The organism is Pseudomonas schmalbachii (assembly GCF_017589465.1).
Taxonomy (GTDB): Bacteria; Pseudomonadota; Gammaproteobacteria; order Pseudomonadales; family Pseudomonadaceae; genus Pseudomonas; species Pseudomonas schmalbachii.
In genome coordinates, this window is record NZ_JAELYA010000007.1 from 288151 (window position 1) to 304888 (window position 16738).

At 66.8% G+C, this 16738-nt stretch carries 16 protein-coding genes and 1 riboswitch; of the genes, 13 read left to right on the forward strand and 3 right to left on the reverse strand.

Going from position 1 to position 16738, the window contains the following annotated elements; translation table 11 throughout:
- The first annotated feature begins 13 nt into the window (after positions 1-13).
- On the forward strand, positions 14-1531 hold the full coding sequence (locus tag JFY56_RS18840; RefSeq protein WP_208315556.1) for a tripartite tricarboxylate transporter permease: 1518 nt from the start codon (positions 14-16) through the stop codon (positions 1529-1531).
- On the forward strand, positions 1524-2564 hold the full coding sequence (locus JFY56_RS18845; protein WP_208315558.1) for an AbrB family transcriptional regulator: 1041 nt from the start codon (positions 1524-1526) through the stop codon (positions 2562-2564). The genes JFY56_RS18840 and JFY56_RS18845 overlap by 8 nt, the downstream gene beginning before the upstream one ends.
- 292 nt (positions 2565-2856) lie before the next feature.
- Here JFY56_RS18845 and ung read toward each other — a convergent pair whose 3' ends face one another.
- A complete protein-coding gene (gene ung, locus JFY56_RS18850; RefSeq protein ID WP_208315560.1) occupies positions 2857-3552 on the reverse strand; it encodes a uracil-DNA glycosylase in 696 nt (231 codons plus the stop codon).
- Between the two features lie 80 nt (positions 3553-3632).
- Here ung and JFY56_RS18855 point away from each other — a divergent pair, with 80 nt between their 5' ends.
- On the forward strand, positions 3633-4550 hold the full coding sequence (locus JFY56_RS18855) for an HDOD domain-containing protein (RefSeq protein WP_208315562.1): 918 nt from the start codon (positions 3633-3635) through the stop codon (positions 4548-4550).
- Here the strand turns inward: JFY56_RS18855 and JFY56_RS18860 are convergent.
- On the reverse strand, positions 4495-5376 hold the full coding sequence (locus tag JFY56_RS18860) for an AraC family transcriptional regulator (RefSeq protein ID WP_208315564.1): 882 nt from the start codon (positions 5374-5376) through the stop codon (positions 4495-4497). The two genes, JFY56_RS18855 and JFY56_RS18860, sit on opposite strands and share 56 nt — an antisense overlap.
- Before the next feature lie 164 nt (positions 5377-5540).
- On the opposite strand from JFY56_RS18860, the gene JFY56_RS18865 reads away from it, so the two are divergent.
- The 5 genes from JFY56_RS18865 (at position 5541) to mmsB (ending at position 11500) form a co-directional block, all read left to right on the forward strand.
- Positions 5541-7034, forward strand: a complete 1494-nt coding sequence (locus tag JFY56_RS18865; protein WP_208315566.1) for a CoA-acylating methylmalonate-semialdehyde dehydrogenase — start codon at positions 5541-5543, stop codon at positions 7032-7034.
- A gap of 42 nt (positions 7035-7076) precedes the next feature.
- A complete protein-coding gene (locus tag JFY56_RS18870) occupies positions 7077-8240 on the forward strand; it encodes an acyl-CoA dehydrogenase family protein (protein ID WP_208315570.1) in 1164 nt (387 codons plus the stop codon).
- Between the two features lie 222 nt (positions 8241-8462).
- Entirely contained in the window at positions 8463-9281 is an 819-nt protein-coding gene (locus JFY56_RS18875; RefSeq protein ID WP_208315571.1) for an enoyl-CoA hydratase, read from the forward strand.
- A gap of 16 nt (positions 9282-9297) precedes the next feature.
- The gene (locus JFY56_RS18880) at positions 9298-10401 is read left to right on the forward strand and encodes an enoyl-CoA hydratase/isomerase family protein (RefSeq protein ID WP_208315573.1); all 1104 of its coding nucleotides are present in this window, start codon (positions 9298-9300) and stop codon (positions 10399-10401) included.
- Between the two features lie 214 nt (positions 10402-10615).
- Positions 10616-11500: a 3-hydroxyisobutyrate dehydrogenase gene (gene mmsB, locus JFY56_RS18885; RefSeq protein ID WP_208315575.1), complete on the forward strand. Its 885-nt coding sequence runs from the start codon at positions 10616-10618 to the stop codon at positions 11498-11500.
- A gap of 145 nt (positions 11501-11645) precedes the next feature.
- Here the strand turns inward: mmsB and JFY56_RS18890 are convergent, their stop codons facing one another.
- The gene (locus JFY56_RS18890) at positions 11646-11849 is read right to left on the reverse strand and encodes a hypothetical protein (protein WP_208315576.1); all 204 of its coding nucleotides are present in this window, start codon (positions 11847-11849) and stop codon (positions 11646-11648) included.
- 356 nt (positions 11850-12205) lie between these two features.
- A riboswitch (guanidine-I (ykkC/yxkD leader) is annotated at positions 12206-12304 on the forward strand.
- A gap of 58 nt (positions 12305-12362) precedes the next feature.
- Here JFY56_RS18890 and JFY56_RS18895 point away from each other — a divergent pair.
- The 5 genes from JFY56_RS18895 to JFY56_RS18915 all read left to right on the forward strand — a co-directional run bounded on the left by JFY56_RS18895 (position 12363) and on the right by JFY56_RS18915 (position 16604).
- Positions 12363-13427, forward strand: a complete 1065-nt coding sequence (locus JFY56_RS18895; RefSeq protein WP_208315577.1) for a putative urea ABC transporter substrate-binding protein — start codon at positions 12363-12365, stop codon at positions 13425-13427.
- Positions 13428-13604: 177 nt separating this feature from the next.
- Complete coding sequence (locus JFY56_RS18900; protein ID WP_208315578.1) at positions 13605-14420, forward strand: ABC transporter permease; 816 nt, start codon at positions 13605-13607, stop codon at positions 14418-14420.
- Positions 14417-15217 (forward strand): ABC transporter ATP-binding protein, encoded by an 801-nt coding sequence (locus JFY56_RS18905; RefSeq protein ID WP_208315579.1) that lies wholly within the window; start codon positions 14417-14419, stop codon positions 15215-15217. Before JFY56_RS18900 ends, JFY56_RS18905 begins: the two co-directional genes overlap by 4 nt.
- A gap of 12 nt (positions 15218-15229) precedes the next feature.
- Entirely contained in the window at positions 15230-15958 is a 729-nt protein-coding gene (locus tag JFY56_RS18910; protein WP_208315580.1) for an urea amidolyase associated protein UAAP1, read from the forward strand.
- Positions 15959-15968: 10 nt separating this feature from the next.
- Positions 15969-16604 carry an urea amidolyase associated protein UAAP2 gene (locus JFY56_RS18915; protein ID WP_208315581.1) on the forward strand — a complete coding sequence of 212 codons (636 nt, stop codon included), beginning with the start codon at positions 15969-15971 and terminating at the stop codon, positions 16602-16604.
- The last annotated feature ends 134 nt before the right edge of the window (positions 16605-16738 follow it).

The following is a 16738-nucleotide window of genomic DNA, read 5'->3' on the forward strand; positions in this document are numbered from 1 at the left end:
AGAGGTCTGCCTGATGGATACCTTGAGCTATCTCGGCCAGGGCTTCGGCGTCGCCCTGAGCCCGTACAACCTGATCACTGCGCTGATCGGCACCCTGATCGGCACCGTCGTCGGCCTGCTGCCCGGCCTCGGCCCGATCAACGGCGTCGCCCTGCTGATCCCGGTGGCCTTCGCCCTCGGCCTGCCGCCGGAATCGGCGCTGATCCTGCTCGCCGCCGTCTACCTCGGCTGCGAATACGGCGGGCGGATTTCCTCGATCCTGCTGAACATTCCCGGCGAAGCTTCCACCGTGATGACCACCCTCGACGGCTACCCCATGGCGCGCCAGGGGATGGCCGGCGTGGCACTGTCGCTGTCGGCGTGGAGTTCGTTCATCGGCGCCTTCATCGCCACCTGCGGCATGGTGCTGTTCGCCCCGCTGCTGGCGAAATGGGCGATCGCCTTCGGCCCGGCGGAATACTTCGTGCTGATGGTGTTCGCCATCGTCGCCCTCGGCGGCCTGGCCGGGAACAAGCCGCTGAAGACGCTGCTCGCCGCCCTGCTCGGGCTGTTCCTCTCCAGCGTCGGGATCGACGCCAACAGCGGCGTGTACCGCTTCACCTTCGACAACATCCATGTTTCCGACGGCATCCAGTTCGTCGTGCTGGTGCTCGGCCTGTTCTCAGTCAGCGAAATCCTCCTGCTGCTGGAGAAGACCCACCACGGCCACAAGGCGGTGGAAGCCAGCGGGCGCATGCTGTTCAACCTCAAGGAAGCGGCCTCGGTGGCGGTGGTCAACCTGCGCTGCGGCCTGCTCGGCTTCGTCATGGGCGTGCTGCCCGGCGCCGGCGCGACGCTGGCCAGCGCGGTGGCCTACATGACCGAGAAGAAGTACGCCGGCGAGACGGGCAAGTTCGGCCAGGGCGACATGCGCGGCCTGGCGGCCCCGGAAACGGCCATCGGCGCTTCCGCCTGCGGCGCGCTGGTGCCGATGCTGACCCTCGGCGTGCCCGGCTCCGGCACCACGGCGGTGATGATCGGCGCGCTGTCGCTGTACAACATCACCCCCGGTCCGCTGCTGTTCCAGGAGCAGCCGCAGATCGTCTGGGGCCTGATCGCCTCGCTGTTCATCGCCAACATCATGCTGATCGTCCTCAACGTGCCGATGGTCCGGGTGTTCACCCGCATCCTCTCGGTGCCGAACTGGGCGCTGGTGCCGGCCATCGCGATCATCACCGCCATCGGGGTGTTCGCCGTGCACGCCACTACCTTCGACCTGTTCCTGATGGTCGCCATCGGCATCCTCGGCTACATCCTGCGCAAGCTGGACTTCCCGCTGTCGCCTCTGCTGCTCGGCTTCATCCTCGGCGGTCTGATGGAGCAGAACCTGCGCCGCGCGCTGTCGATCTCCAGCGGCGAGCTGTCGATCCTCTGGTCCAGCCCGATCACCCTGGTGACCTGGGCGCTGGTGGCGCTGATGCTCGGCCTGCCGCTGTACCGCGCCTGGCGCAAGCGCGCCCGCCGCAACATGGGCAATCTGGCCGATGCGTAAGGCCGATTGGCGCCTGTTCTGGGCTACGCCCCTGATCGGCGCCCTCGGCGGCTGGCTGGCCAGTCTGGTCGGCTGGCCGCTGCCATGGATGATCGGCTCGCTGCTGGCGGTCATGCTCGCCCGCTGCCTGTTCGACTGGCGCCTGGGAGAAGTCCCGGGCGCGCGTAAATGCGGGCAATGGCTGGTGGGCACCGGCATCGGCCTGCACTTCACCCCCGCCGTGGTCGAGCAGGTGCTCGCCCACGGTGGCATCGTCCTCGTCGGCGCCCTCGCCACCACGGTTTCCAGCGTGCTGGCGATCATCGTCATGCGCCGCAGCGGCGAGGACCGCGCCACGGCGTTCTTCGCCAGCATGCCGGGCGGCGCCAGCGAGATGGTCAATATCGGCCAGCGCCACGGCGCCGTGCTCAGCCGGGTCGCCGCGGCGCAGAGCCTGCGCCTGCTGCTGGTGGTCCTGCTGATTCCGGCGGCCTTCAAGTTCCTCCTCGATACGCCTCCACCGCAAGCGCACACGGCGCATGTCGACTGGCACTGGCTGGCCCTGCTGCTGCCGGCCGGCGCCCTGCTCGCGCTGGTCTGGCAGAAGCTGCGCCAACCCAATCCCTGGCTGCTCGGCCCGCTGCTGGTGAGCGCCATCGCCGCCATCGGCTGGGACCTGCAGATCGGCCTGCCGCAGGGTTCCAGTGCGGTCGGCCAGTGGCTGATTGGTAGTGCGCTGGGCTGTCATTTCAATCGCGCGTTCTTCCGCAACGCGCCGGCCTTCGTCGGCCGCAGCCTGGTCTGCACCCTGTGGATGATGCTGGCGGCGGCGCTGGTCGCCGAACTGCTCGGCTGGCTCGGCACGCTGGATCACCAGTCGCTGCTGCTGGGGATGATGCCGGGCGGTATTGCCGAGCTGAGTCTTACCGCCGAGGCATTGCAGCTTTCGGTGCCGCTGGTGACGGCGTTGCAGGTGTTGCGGCTGCTGCTGGTGCTGTTTCTGGCCGAGCCGTGCTTCCGGCTCTGGCAGCGGCGGGCGGAAGCGCTCGATTGATCAACCACGCTCGCCAGGAGATTGCCTGGCGATTTCAGACCCGCCTTGTGCGGGTCTTTTTTTGAGCGATGGGTATCGCTTCGCTCAACGCCATCCTACGGGTGCAGTGCGCTTCCATGGAAAGCCCGGAGTTGCCAAGTCCCTCACCCCCGCCCTCTCCCGGAGGGAGAGGGGGCACATCGGCGTCGGAATGGACACCGTGCAAACCGGCAATGCCGAACGGTTCCCTCGCCCTCCGGGAGAGGGTTAGGGTGAGGGGAAGCACCACGCCGACGCCAAGACAGGCATCCGATCAAACCGGCGGCAAGGACCAATCGATCGGCTGCTCGCCGTGCTGTTCGAGGAATTTGTTGGTCCGGCTGAAATGCCCGTTGCCGAGGAAGCCGCGATAAGCCGACAGCGGCGACGGATGCGCCGACTTGAGGATCAGGTGCTTTTGCGGGTCGATCAGCTTCTGCTTGCTCTGCGCGTGGGAGCCCCAGAGCAGGAACACCAAGCCGTCGCGGCGCTGGCTGACCACTTCGATCACCTTGTCGGTGAACTGCTGCCAGCCGGCGTTGGCATGGGAACCTGCCCGCGAGTGCTCCACGGTCAGCGAGGTGTTGAGCAGCAGCACGCCCTGGTCGGCCCAGTGCTGCAGATAGCCGTGGGAGGGAATGTCGATGTTCAGGTCGCGCTGCAGCTCTTTATAGATATTCTGCAGCGACGGCGGCACCGGCACGCCCGGTTGCACCGAGAAGCACAGGCCGTGGGCCTGGCCCGGGCCGTGGTAGGGGTCCTGGCCGATGATGACGACCTTGACCTTGTCCAGCGGCGTGGAATTGAGCGCGTTGAAGATCAGCGGTCCGGGCGGGTAAATCACCTTGCCGGAAGCCTTCTCCGTGCGGAGGAATTCGCCAAGTTCCTTCATGTAGGACTTGTCAAACTCGTCGCGCAGTGCTTCCTTCCAACTCGGTTCCAGTTTGATACGATCGTCGCTCGGGTTCATGGCGCACCTTACGGAATATGGCCGCCGCACCCTAAGAAAGCCCGCCCCCCTTGTCAATCCAGCGTACCGTGAAGAGCCGAATGGAAGCGCCCAACACGTCACTCGCCCCTGAAGCCCTGCGGTTCGCTCTGTACAACCGCTTCCTCAAGGGCGAAGCGAAAGTCCCGCAGATGCCGGAGTCCCTGCTGCGCGTGCGTCGCCTGCTGAACGACCCGCATGCCTCGCTGGAACGCCTGGCCCGCACCATCAACAGCGATCCGCCGCTGACCGCCTGGCTCATGCAATATGCCGAAAGCCCGCTGCTGCTGGGATTCCGCCCGTGCACGTCGCTGCGCGACATCCTCAGCCGCCTGGGCACGCGCAGGCTGCACAACCTGGTGCTGTGCTTCGGCATGCGCAACCTGTTCATCGGCAAGGAACCTGCACTGCAGCGCGTCTTCCGCGCCCGCTGGAAGGCTGCGCTGGAACGCGCCGCCTACGCCGCCGCGCTGGCCGAGGCGAGCGGGCTGGCGGAAGTCGATGACGCCCTGCTCGCCGGCCTGCTGCAGGATGTCGGCAGCCTGCCGCTGCTCGCCGAACTGGAGAGATGGCCGCAGAAGCCCCGTGGGGAAGCCGCCCTGCATGAACTCTGCGAGCACCTTTCCGGCGATGTCGGCGTGGTGGTGATGACCGTCTGGAAGCTGCCCACGGTGATGATTGAATGCGCGCGTCATCGACGGAACTGGCCGCGCGAGCATATCGGCAAGGCTGACCTGGCCGATCTGGTGCAGGTCGCCAGCCATCTCGCCGCGCCGGTGGACGAACAGCCGCTGGCCACCCTCCCCGCCTTCCAGCGCCTGCGCGAAACCTGCCCGGGCCTGCCGCGCGATCCATCCCAGCTCGTCGAAACGCTGGTCGATGGACTGGCGCGCTGGCGACTGCTGCTCGGCAGCAGAATGTCTGTCAGCCCTGGTGCAGCGCCCGGTAATGGGTCGGCGCCATTCCTACCACGCGCTTGAACAGCCGCGAGAAGTAGTACGGATCGGCATAGCCGAGTTGCTCGGCGACCTGGCGCACTTCCAGGTTGCCCTCGTCGAGCAGTCGGCAGGCGTGGGCCATCTTCAGCCGGATGAAGTCCTGGATCGGCGCCTGGCCGGTGAGCGCGCGGTAGGTCTTGGCGAAGTGGAAGCGCGACAGCTTGAAGCGCGCCGCCAGGTCGTCGAGGTTGAGGGCATCGTGCAGGTGGTCGCGCATCATCGCCTGCACCGCTTCTATATCCAGCACCCGCCCGGACTTCAGGCTGGCCCGCACCGGACGTAGCGCCAGCGAGGTCAGCAGGCTCTGCAGCAGGTGTGCGGCGTGGATGAAGTGCGGCAGGCTGAGGCCCTGGCGGCGCAGCGCCAGCAGCGCATCGAACTCGCTGAGCAGGCGTGGCTGTACGCCGATGCGCAGGCGCGGCGCCTTGCCCAGCGGGCGCAGGTATTCCTCGATCAGCGTGCCGTCCAGATGTATCCAGAAGATCGACCAGGGACGCCGCTCATCGGCGCCATAGACATGCGGCTGGCCTTTCGGCAGCAGCAGAAGATCGCCTCCCGCCACCTCTAATCGTCCATCCGGCGTTTCCAGCCAGCCCTGTCCGGAGCGGCAGTAGATCATCAGGTAGTCGTCCGGCGCCTGCCGCTCCATGCGGTGCCCGCTGGCGCTCGGGTAGTACCCCAGCGCCAGCGGATAGCAGCCCTGCCCCAGCGGGTGCCGCGCCAGGGCACGGCGCAGGCGCGGTGGAGTGATGAAGCGCACGCCGTCCTGCGGCAGCGGCCAGGTGGATGTGAGGGGGCTGCGGGCCATGGCAGGCGAGTCTCCGGAAACCTTTGCAACAGCAAGATCGTCCATCCATGACGCAAGATCGTCAATCCACATCGCTCTCCGGGCCGGCTATAAACAACAACAAAGCGCCTGCAGGCGTATTCCCGCGAATGACAATACCCGGCTAACCGGGAAGGAAGGCTGCCATGGCCAGGACCATTCCCCTGCTGATCGACGGCGAGTGGCGTCAGAGTCGCTCCCGCGAGCTGATCGAAGCCACCGACCCGGCGACCCAGGAAGTGCTGGCCCTGGCGCCCAAGGCCACCACCGAGGAAATCGAGGCCGCCGTGGCCAGCGCCCGCCAGGCCTTCCTCGAATGGCGCGAAGTGCCGGTTCCCGAGCGCGCGCGGCTGATGCTGCGCTTCCAGCAGTTGCTCAAGGAAAACCACGACGACCTGGCCGAACTGCTTGCCAGCGAGACCGGCAAGAATTTCGCTGACGCCAAGGGCGATATCTGGCGCGGCATCGAGGTGGTCGAGCACGCCGCCAACGTCGCCAGCCTGATGATGGGCGAGACGGTGGAAAACGTCGCCCGCGACATCGACACCGCCAGCTGGGTCCAGCCGCTCGGCGTGTGCGCCGGGATCACCCCGTTCAACTTCCCGGCGATGATCCCGCTGTGGATGTTCCCGATGGCCATCGCCTGCGGCAACACCTTCGTCCTCAAGCCCTCCGAGCAGGACCCGCTGACGCCCAACTGGCTGGCCGAGCTGTTCATCGAGGCCGGTGCGCCGAAGGGCGTGCTGCAGGTGATCCACGGCGGCCGCGAACAGGTCGACGCCCTGCTCACCCACCCGGACATCCGCGCCATCTCCTTCGTCGGCTCGGTCGCGGTCGGCCAGCACGTCTACCGCACCGGCACCGCGCACCTGAAGCGCGTGCAGGCCTTCGCCGGGGCGAAGAACCATATGGTGATCCTCCCCGACGCGCACAAGGACCAGGTGATCAGCAACCTGATAGGCTCCAGTTGCGGCGCCGCCGGCCAGCGCTGCATGGCGATCAGCACGGCGGTGTTCGTCGGCGAGTCGCGCGAGTGGATTCCGGACCTGGCCGAACGCATGGCCGAACTCAGGCCCGGCCACTGGAAGGACCAGGGCGCTTCCTACGGCCCGCTGATCAGCCCGCAGGCAAAGCAGCGCGTGCTGCGCCTGATCGCCGAAGGCAAGGCGGAAGGCGCCGAATGCCTGCTCGACGGTTCGCAGTGCCGGGTGGAAGGCTTCCCGGACGGCAACTGGCTCGGCCCGACACTGTTCCGCGGGGTGACGCCAAAGATGACCATCTACCGCGAGGAAATCTTCGGCCCGGTGCTGATCTGCCTGGAAGTCGACACCCTCGACGAGGCCATCGCCCTGGTCAACGCCAACCCGTACGGCAACGGCACCAGCCTGTTCACCCGCTCCGGCGGCGCCGCGCGGCACTACCAGCACGCGGTGGAAGTCGGCCAGGTGGGCATCAACGTGCCGATCCCGGTGCCGCTGCCGTTCTTCTCCTTCACTGGCTGGAAAGGCTCCTTCTATGGCGACCTGCACGCCTACGGCAAGCAGGCGGTGCGCTTCTACAGCGAGACCAAGACGGTGACCACCCGCTGGTTCGACGATTCGCCGGTCAGCGGGCCGAACATGACCATCCATTTGAAATAAGCCGGCGAGTGCATCGCCTATGAACAAGAAAGAGGAAGCTGCATGAATTTCGACCTTACCGAGGAACAACGCCTGCTGGTGGACAGCGCCCGCGCCTTCGCCGCCCACGAGCTGGCGCCGCACGCCGCGGACTGGGACCGCCAGCATCACTTCCCGGTGGACGTGATCCGCCGCGCCGCCGAGCAGGGCTACCTCGGCCTGTACATCGGCGAGGACGACGGCGGGCTGGGCCTGTCGCGGCTGTCCTCGTCGCTGATCTTCGAACAGTTGGCCGCCGGCTGCGTCGCCACCACCGCCTACATCACCATCCACAACATGGCCAGCTGGATGCTCGCCACGTTCGGCGATGCGGCGCTGAAGGAGCAATGGCTGCCCGGCCTGATCGGCGGCGAACTGCTCGCCTCCTACTGCCTGACCGAACCGGATGCCGGCTCCGACGCCGCGCGCCTGCGCACCCGCGCCCGCCGTGAGGGCGACGAATACGTGCTGGATGGCGCCAAGACCTTCATCTCCGGCGCCGGCAGCACCGACGTGCTGATCGTCATGGCGCGCACCGGCGAGGACGGCCCCAAGGGCATCTCCTGCTTCCTGGTGCCGGCGATGGCCGAGGGCATCCGCTACGGCCGCAACGAGGACAAGATGGGCTGGAAGGCCCAACCGACCCGCACCATCACCTTCGAGGGCGTGCGCATCCCGGCGGGCAACCGCATCGGCCCGGAAGGCCAGGGCTTCATCTATGCCATGAAGGGGCTGGACGGCGGCCGCCTGAACATCGCCAGCTGCTCCCTCGGCGCCGCCCAGGCCGCGCTGGAGCAGTCGCTGCGCTATGTCGAGGAACGCAAGCAGTTCGGCAAGGCACTGGCCGAGTTCCAGGCACTGCAGTTCAAGCTCGCCGACATGCTCACCGACCTCACCGCCAGCCGGCAGATGGTCCGCCTGGCCGCGCACAAGCTGGACCACAAGGACGGCGAGGCGACGCTGTACTGCGCGATGGCCAAGCGCTTCGCCACCGACCGCTGCTTCGCCCTGTGCAACGAGGCGCTGCAACTGCACGGCGGCTACGGCTACCTGAACGACTACCCGCTGGAGCGCTGGGTGCGCGACAGCCGCGTGCACCAGATACTCGAAGGCACCAACGAGATCATGCGCGTGATCGTCGCCCGCCGCCTGCTGGACCAGGGTGGGATGCTGGATCGGTTGTTGTAACGCCCTGCGGGCTTTTCCGTAGGTTGGGCTGAGCCTGCGAAGCCCAACACCGATGTTGGGCTTCACTGCGTTCAGCACCAACCTACGAGTCACTGGAAAAACCGCCCGCCGCGTGCTGGCGAATCTGGACAGATCGGACATAGACCGGCAGCCACCCGCTGCCTACAGTCGCAAACACTACCCTGCCCGCGCCCGGCGCGGCCACGAGACCAGGAGAATGTCATGAGCAATGCCGTCGAACCCTACAAGCCCGGCGTCTTCGACCTCACCCACAAGCTGACCGTGGAAAAGCACGGCCACACCGCGCTGATCACCATCAACCATCCGCCGGCCAACACCTGGGACCGCGAATCGCTGATCGGCCTGCGCCAGGTCGTCGAGCATCTCAACCGCGACGATGACATCTACGCCCTGGTGGTCACCGGCCAGGGCCCGAAATTCTTCTCCGCCGGCGCCGACCTGAACATGTTCGCCGACGGCGACAAGGCCCGCGCCCGCGAGATGGCGCGCCGCTTCGGCGAGGCCTTCGAAACCCTGCGCGACTTCCGTGGCGTGTCCATCGCCGCGATCAACGGCTACGCCATGGGCGGTGGGCTGGAATGCGCGCTGGCCTGCGACATCCGCATCGCCGAGCGCCAGGCGCAGATGGCCCTGCCGGAAGCCGCGGTCGGCCTGCTGCCTTGCGCCGGCGGCACCCAGGCGCTGTCCTGGCTGGTCGGCGAAGGCTGGGCCAAGCGCATGATCCTCTGCGGCGAGCGCATCGACGCCGAGACCGCGCTGCGCATCGGCCTGGTCGAGCAGGTGGTGGACAGCGGCGAAGCGCGCGGCACCGCCCTGCTGCTGGCGGCCAAGGTGGCGCGGCAGAGCCCGGTGTCGGTGCGCACCATCAAACCGCTGATCCAGGGCGCCCGCGAGCGCGGCCCGAACAGCTGGCTGCCGGAGGAGCGCGAGCGCTTCGTCGATCTGTTCGACGCCGAGGACACCCGCGAGGGCGTCAACGCCTTCCTGGAAAAACGCGAACCGCAATGGCGCAACAAGTAACGACGAGGCTGACAGCATGAACGTAGTGTTCGAAGAACGCCCCAGCCTCCACGGCTTCCGCATCGGCGTCGCCACCCTGGACGCCGAGAAGAGCCTGAACGCCCTCAGCCTGCCGATGATCGAGGCGCTGGCCGAACGCCTTGGCGCCTGGGCGAAGGACCCGCAGATCGCCTGCGTAGTGCTGCGCGGCAACGGCGCCAAGGCCTTCTGCGCCGGCGGCGACGTGCGCAAGCTGGTCGATGCCTGCCGCGAGCATCCGGGCGAAGTCCCCGCCCTCGCCCGCCGCTTCTTCGCCGACGAATACCGCCTCGACTACGCCATCCACGCCTATCCGAAGCCGCTGATCTGCTGGGCCCACGGCTACGTGATGGGCGGCGGCATGGGCCTGATGCAGGGCTCCGGCGTGCGCATCGTCACCCCGTCGAGCCGGCTGTCGATGCCGGAGATGAACATCGGCCTGTATCCGGACGTCGGCGCCAGCTGGTTCCTCGCCCGCCTGCCCGGCAAGCTCGGCCTGTTCCTCGGCCTCACCACCACGCAGATGAACGCCCGCGACGCCCTCGACCTCGACCTGGCCGACCGCTTCCTGCTCGATTCGCAGCAGGACGACCTGCTCGAAGGGCTGGTGCAACTGAACTGGCAGGAACAGGCCGACGTGCAACTGCACAGCCTGCTCAAGGCGCTGGAACACGAGGCCCGCGCCGAACTGCCGGAAGCCCAGTTGCTGCCACGCCGCGAACGCATCGATGCGCTGCTGGATTGCGCCAACCTGGCCGATGCCTGGCAGGCACTGGTTGCCTGCGTCGACGACGCCGACCCGCTGATCGCCCGTGGCGCCTCGACCCTCAAAGCTGGCTGCCCGCTGACCGCGCATCTGGTCTGGGAGCAGATCCGTCGCGCCCGTCACCTGTCCACCGCCGAGGTATTCCGCATGGAATACGCGATGAGCCTGAACTGCTGCCGCCACCCAGAGTTCCCGGAAGGCGTGCGCGCCCGGCTGATCGACAAGGACAACAAGCCGAACTGGCACTGGCCGGACGTGACGGCCATTCCGGCGGCGGTGATCGAAGCGCATTTCGCGCCGACGTGGGAGGGAGAGCATCCGCTGGCGGATCTCTGATCCGCCTGAGCGAACGTCGACGGTGGAAAGGCGGGGCGGCCATCCGCTTCGCCGTTTTCCACCCTACGATCCGCCGGTGTAGGGCGGGTGCAACCCGCCAATACGCAAACAACCGCAATGGCGGGTTTCACCCGCCCTACGACATACCAGCGGGCCATGCCCCTCGTCCTCCGGCCAGCTATCTACACTTCTCCTACCTGACAGGAGAACGAAGATGAAACAGATCGCCTTCCTCGGACTCGGCCACATGGGCGCGCCCATGGCCGCCAACCTGCTCAAGGCCGGCTACCTGCTGCGCGTGTTCGATCTGGTGCAGAGCGCCATCGACACCGCCGTCGCCCAGGGCGCCAGCGCCGCCCGGAGTGCCCGCGACGCGGTGCAGGGCGCCGACGTGGTGATCAGCATGCTGCCAGCCAGCCACCATGTGGAAAGCCTCTACCTCGGCGACGAAGGCCTGCTGGCGCACATCGCTCCCGGCACCCTGGTGCTGGAGTGCTCGACCATCGCCCCGGTGTCGGCGCGCAAGGTCCACCATGACGCCGCCGAACGCGGCATCGAGATGCTCGACGCGCCGGTTTCAGGCGGCACGGCAGGCGCGGCGGCCGGCACCCTGACCTTCATGGTCGGCGGCGACGAAGCGGTGCTGGAAAAGGCCCGGCCGGTGTTCGAAGCCATGGGCCGCAATATCTTCCATGCCGGCGGCGACGGCGCCGGGCAGGTCGCCAAGGTGTGCAACAACCAGTTGCTCGCCGTCCTGATGATCGGCACCGCCGAATCCCTCGCGTTGGGCGTCGCCAACGGACTCGACCCGAAGGTGCTGTCGGAGATCATGCGCCGTAGCTCCGGCGGCAACTGGGCGCTGGAGGTCTACAACCCGTGGCCCGGCGTGATGGAAAACGCCCCCGCCTCGCGCGAATACGAGGGCGGCTTCATGTCCGCGCTGATGGCCAAGGACCTCGGCCTGGCCCAGGAAACCGCGCAGGTCAGCGGCAACAGCACGCCGATGGGCAGCCTAGCGCTCAGCCTGTACCGCATGCTGCTCAAGCAGGGCTTCGCGGAGAAGGACTTCTCCTCGGTGCAGAAGCTCTTCAACTCCTAACGTAGGTTGGCGCTGAGCCTGCGAAGCCCAACATCGCACGGTGTTGGGCTTCGCATTGTTGGGCTTCACTGCGTTCAGCGCCAACCTACGAAGGCTGCTCCGCGTTGGCATCGTTGGGCTTCGCTGCGCTCAGCGCCAACCTACATCAACGCCAGCGGTAGTTGCGGCCACGATCCCAGTCCCGGTCGCGATCCCGCTTGTAGTAACCCGGCGGCGGCGCCGAACGATGATAGTGCTGCCCACCGCGCCAGCCGCGATCGCGGTCTCTGTCGCGGTAGTGATCGTGCTCGTGGACCACGCAGCCGGTCAGGGGAAGGAACAGCAGTATTGCAGCGAGTATGCGACGCATGGCGCCTCCTGGGTCCGGCTGCCGTGCGGGAGTGCAGGGCTATGGCTTGTCGGACTCACAGGATCAGACCCGGGCGTCTCCAGCGGGTGCCGCACCCCAAGGTAAATCCTTTGTAAATCATCAATTTACATAATCGAGACGGAACTTCCCGGGCGTTTCGGCGTATCCGCCCGCGCACCGGGATGCGGCAGGGACGCATCATTTGAGGGCATGCACAGCCCTCATCCGCAGCCGCAAGAAACCACGAACCGCTCTGGAACGGGCATTACGGAGAATTGGCACGCCGCTCGCTAAGTGATTGGCGTGCAGGAGCCGCCCCGGTCCGCCGGGTCCAAAGCGGCACCACGACAGAACGAAAAATGGATGGCTAGGGTTCCGGCTCGCGTGGCGAGTGACTGGTCCGAGAGCTATCGACCTCCAGCGAGGTTACACGGCGGGACAAAAGCCCGGGAGACGAGAGCGCCATGCGCCGCCGACTCCTGCCCGCCCGACAATCGAACTGGAGATTCTCCCATGCGCAAGTCCCGCCTGACCGCCCTGCTGGCCGCCGGCCTCGCCGCTCTCAGCCTCTCCGCCGGCGCCGCGCCGAAGAAGAACTTCGACCTCTGCTGGACCATCTACGCCGGCTGGATGCCGTGGGAATACGCCGCCAGCCACGGCATCGTCGACAAGTGGGCGAAGAAGTACGGCATCGAGATCAAGGTCACCCAGCTCAACGACTACATCGAGTCGATCAACCAGTACACCGCCGGCCAGTTCGACGGCTGCGCCATGACCAACATGGATGCCCTGACCATCCCCGCCGCCGGTGGCGTGGATTCCACCGCGCTGATCATCGGCGACTTCTCCAACGGTAACGACGGCCTGGTGATCAAGGGCGAAGGCAAGACCCTCGCCGACCTCAAGGGCATGCCGATCAACCTGGTCGAGCTATCCGTCTCCCACTACTTCCTCGCCCGCGCCCTGGAAAAGGCCGGCATGAGCGAGAAGGACGTGAAGGTGGTGAACACCTCCGACGCCGACGTCGCCGCCGCCTACGACACCAATGACGTGCAGGCCGTCGCCACCTGGAACCCGATGCTCGCGGAAATCACCGCCAAGCCCGGTGCCACCCAGGTGTTCGACTCCAGCCAGATCCCCGGCGAGATCATGGACATGATGGTGGTGAACTCGCAGACCCTGAAGGACAACCCGGCCCTCGGCAAGGCGCTGACCGGTGCCTGGTTCGAAACCCTGGCGCTGATGAGCGGCGACAGCGCCGAAGGCAAGGCTGCGCTGGAACACATGGCCAAGACCTCCGGCACCGACCTCGCCGGCTACCAGGCGCAACTGGCCACCACCAAGCTGTTCTACACGCCGCAGGAAGCACTGGCCTTCGCCACCGATCCGCAACTGCCGAAGATGATGGAGATGGTCGCGCAGTTCTCCTTCGAACACGGCCTGCTCGGCGAAGGTGCACAGGATGCCGGCGCGGTCGGCATGAGCTTCGCCAACGGCCTCGCCAGCGGCGACCAGGGCAACCTCAAGCTGCGCTTCGATCCGACCTACGTGCAGATGGCGGCCGAAGGGAAGCTGTAACCGACCGTAGGGCGGGTGCAACCCGCCACGTGCCCCAAGGCGGGTTTCACCCGCCCTACGACTTTGACCGGCTTTTCGTAGGAGCCAGCTTGCTGGCGATCACCGACCCCACCGGCCACGCCGATGCCGAATGAACCCGCGGATCGCCAGCAAGCTGGCTCCTACAAGGTAAGGACTATGCGCCTGATCAACCGCAACCCCGACCGCAGCAGCCGCCTGTTCCTCGTGCTGCTGCCCTTCGCCCTGCTGCTGTTCGCCTACTTCAGCGGCTCGGCCAGCCGGCTGGCGGAGAACCCCAACGACAAGCTGCTGCCCAGCGCCGTGCAGATGGCCGATGCGGTGAACCGCCTGGCCTTCAGCGAAGACAAGCGCAGCGGCGACGTGCTGTTCTGGAAGGACAGCGCCTCCAGCCTGACCCGCCTGGGCCTCGGCCTCGGCATAGCCGCCCTGCTCGGCCTGGTGCTGGGCATCGCCGCGGGCAGCGTGCCGCTGTTCGGCGCGCCGCTGTCGCCGCTGCTGGCGGTGCTGTCGATGATTCCGCCGCTGGCGATCCTGCCGATCCTGTTCATCGTGTTCGGTCTTGGCGAGCTGTCCAAGGTGGTGCTGATCGTCATCGGCATCACGCCCTGCATCGCCCGCGACATCGAGCAGCGCGCCCGGGAAATCCCCCGCGAGCTGCTGATCAAGGCACAGACCCTCGGCGCCAACACCTGGACGCTGATCCTCCGCGTGGTGCTGCCGCAACTGCTGCCGCGCCTGCTGATCTCGCTGCGACTGATGCTCGGCTCGGCCTGGCTCTACCTGATCGCCGCCGAGGCCATCGCCTCCACCAACGGCCTCGGCTACCGCATCTTCCTCGTGCGCCGCTACCTGGCGATGGACGTGATCCTCCCCTACGTGGTGTGGATCACCCTGCTCGCCTGGCTGCTCGACTACGGCCTGCGCCTGCTCACCCGCAAGGCGTTCCCCTGGTACGAAGGAGGCAAGGCATGAGCTTCATCGACGTGAAGAATGTCTGGCAGCAATACGACGACAACGTGATTCTCGAACGCCTGAATCTGCAAGTTGAGGAAGGCGAGTTCTGCACCCTGGTCGGCGCCTCCGGCTGCGGCAAGTCCACCTTCCTGCGCATGCTGCTGGGACAGGAACGTCCGAGCCGCGGCGAAATCCTCCTCGACGGCCAGCCGCTGCCCGGCGAACCGGACCCGAGCCGGGGCGTGGTATTCCAGCGCTACTCGGTGTTCCCGCACCTGTCGGTGCTGGACAACGTCGCCCTCGGCCTGGAACTGCCGCGCTCGACGCTGCTCGGCCGGCTGTTCGGCACAGCCAAGCGCGAGGCCCGCGAGCAGGCTGCCGAGCTGCTGAACAAGGTCGGCCTCGGCCATGCGCTCGATCGCTATCCGTCAGCGCTCTCCGGCGGCATGCAGCAGCGCCTCGCCATCGCCCAGGCACTGGTGATGAAACCCCGTGTGCTGCTGCTCGACGAGCCCTTCGGCGCCCTCGATCCGGGCATCCGCAAGGACATGCACGAACTGCTGCTGGCCCTGTGGCGGGAAACCCGCCTCACCGTATTCATGGTCACCCACGACCTCTCCGAAGGCTTCAGCCTGGGCACCCGCCTGCTGGTCTTCGACAAGGTCCGCCACGACCCGCACGCGCCGAACGCCTACGGCGCGCGCATCACCTACGACATCCCGCTGAACGCCGACCGCCTGGCCGCCCGCGCCGCCTTCGAAGCGCTGCCGCAACGCATCGTCAGTCCGCCGCCGGTGCTCACGCCCGCCTATTGAAAGGAGATCGACATGACTGCCTCCCTTGCCCTGCGCCCAACGCTCTACGAGGAAACCGTCCCCGGCGGCGGCCACACCTCCTTCGTCCTCAAGCGCGGCCAGCTGCTGCGCCTGACCGACATCGAGGGCGGCGGCAACGCCAGCGTCCTGCTGTTCAACGCCGCCGAGAAGAGCGAGCGCCTGAACCTGCCGGACAGCCTGAAATGCCAGCACACCGCCAAGCTCACCAGCGGCCACTGCCTGTACTCCGACATGGGCCGCGTGCTGGCCGCCATCACCGCCGACACCTGCGGCTGGCACGACAGCTTCGGCGGCGTGCTGAACGCCGAAGAGGTGCTGGAGAAGTACGGCCAGGGCCGCTACCAGGAACTGCGCAACGGCTACTTCCGCAACGGCGTGGACAACCTGCTGGTGGAAATGGGCAAGTGGGACATGCGCCTGCAGGACCTGCTGATGTGCCTGAACCTGTTCAGCCGCGTGGACGTGGACAACGACGGCTGCTTCCACTTCGCCCCGGGTAATTCCAAGGCTGGCGACTACGTCGAACTGTACGCACCGATGGACGCCCTGGTGGTGCTCACCGCCCTGCAGCACCCGCTGGACCCGAACCCGCAGTACGCGCCGAAGCCCATCGGCCTGTCCTGGCACAAGGTCGACAGCGACGGCATCAGCGTGCTCTGCCGCACCTCGCGCCCGGAGAACGGCCGCGGCTTCCACAACACCGAACGCCTGTACGTCTGAGGAGCGCGAGATGACCATCGTCCACAGCGAAAAACACCCCGAAGCCGCCGTCTCGCGTACCTTCATCCCGGCCGGCGAACCGAGCCTTACCGAACTCAAGGCCGGCCAGACCCTGCGCATCCTCGACCTGGAAGGCAACCAGGCCGTCGACACCCTGTTCTACAGCGCCGCCAACCCGCGCGAGCGCTACGACGTGCAGCGCACCCTGCGCAAACAGGGCCGCGTCTACCTGAGCACCGGCAGCGTGCTGTATTCCAACCTCGGCAACCCGATGCTGAGCATCGTCGCCGACACCTGCGGCCGCCACGACACCCTCGGCGGCGCCTGCGCCCAGGAAAGCAACACCGTGCGCTACGCGCTGGACAAGCGCTACATGCACAGCTGCCGCGACAACTTCCTGCGCGCCTGCCTGCACGACGGCCGCCTGAGCAAGGCGGATATCGGCCACAACATCAACTTCTTCATGAACGTGCCGGTCACCGCCGAAGGCGGGCTGACCTTCGAGGACGGCATCTCCGGCGCCGGCAAGTACGTCGAACTGGTCGCGCACATGGACGTCATCGTGCTGATCTCCAACTGCCCGCAGCTGAACAACCCATGCAACGCCTACAACCCGACCCCTGCGGAGCTTCTGGTATGGAATTGAGACCCGTAGGGCGGGTGCAACCCGCCAATCATGCGAGCCCGGTGGCGGGTTGCACCCGCCCTACGACGTTCCGCCAATGGCTCTTCCTGATCTGCCAGAGCCGATCGGGGCAATGCGTAGGTTGGCGCTGAGCG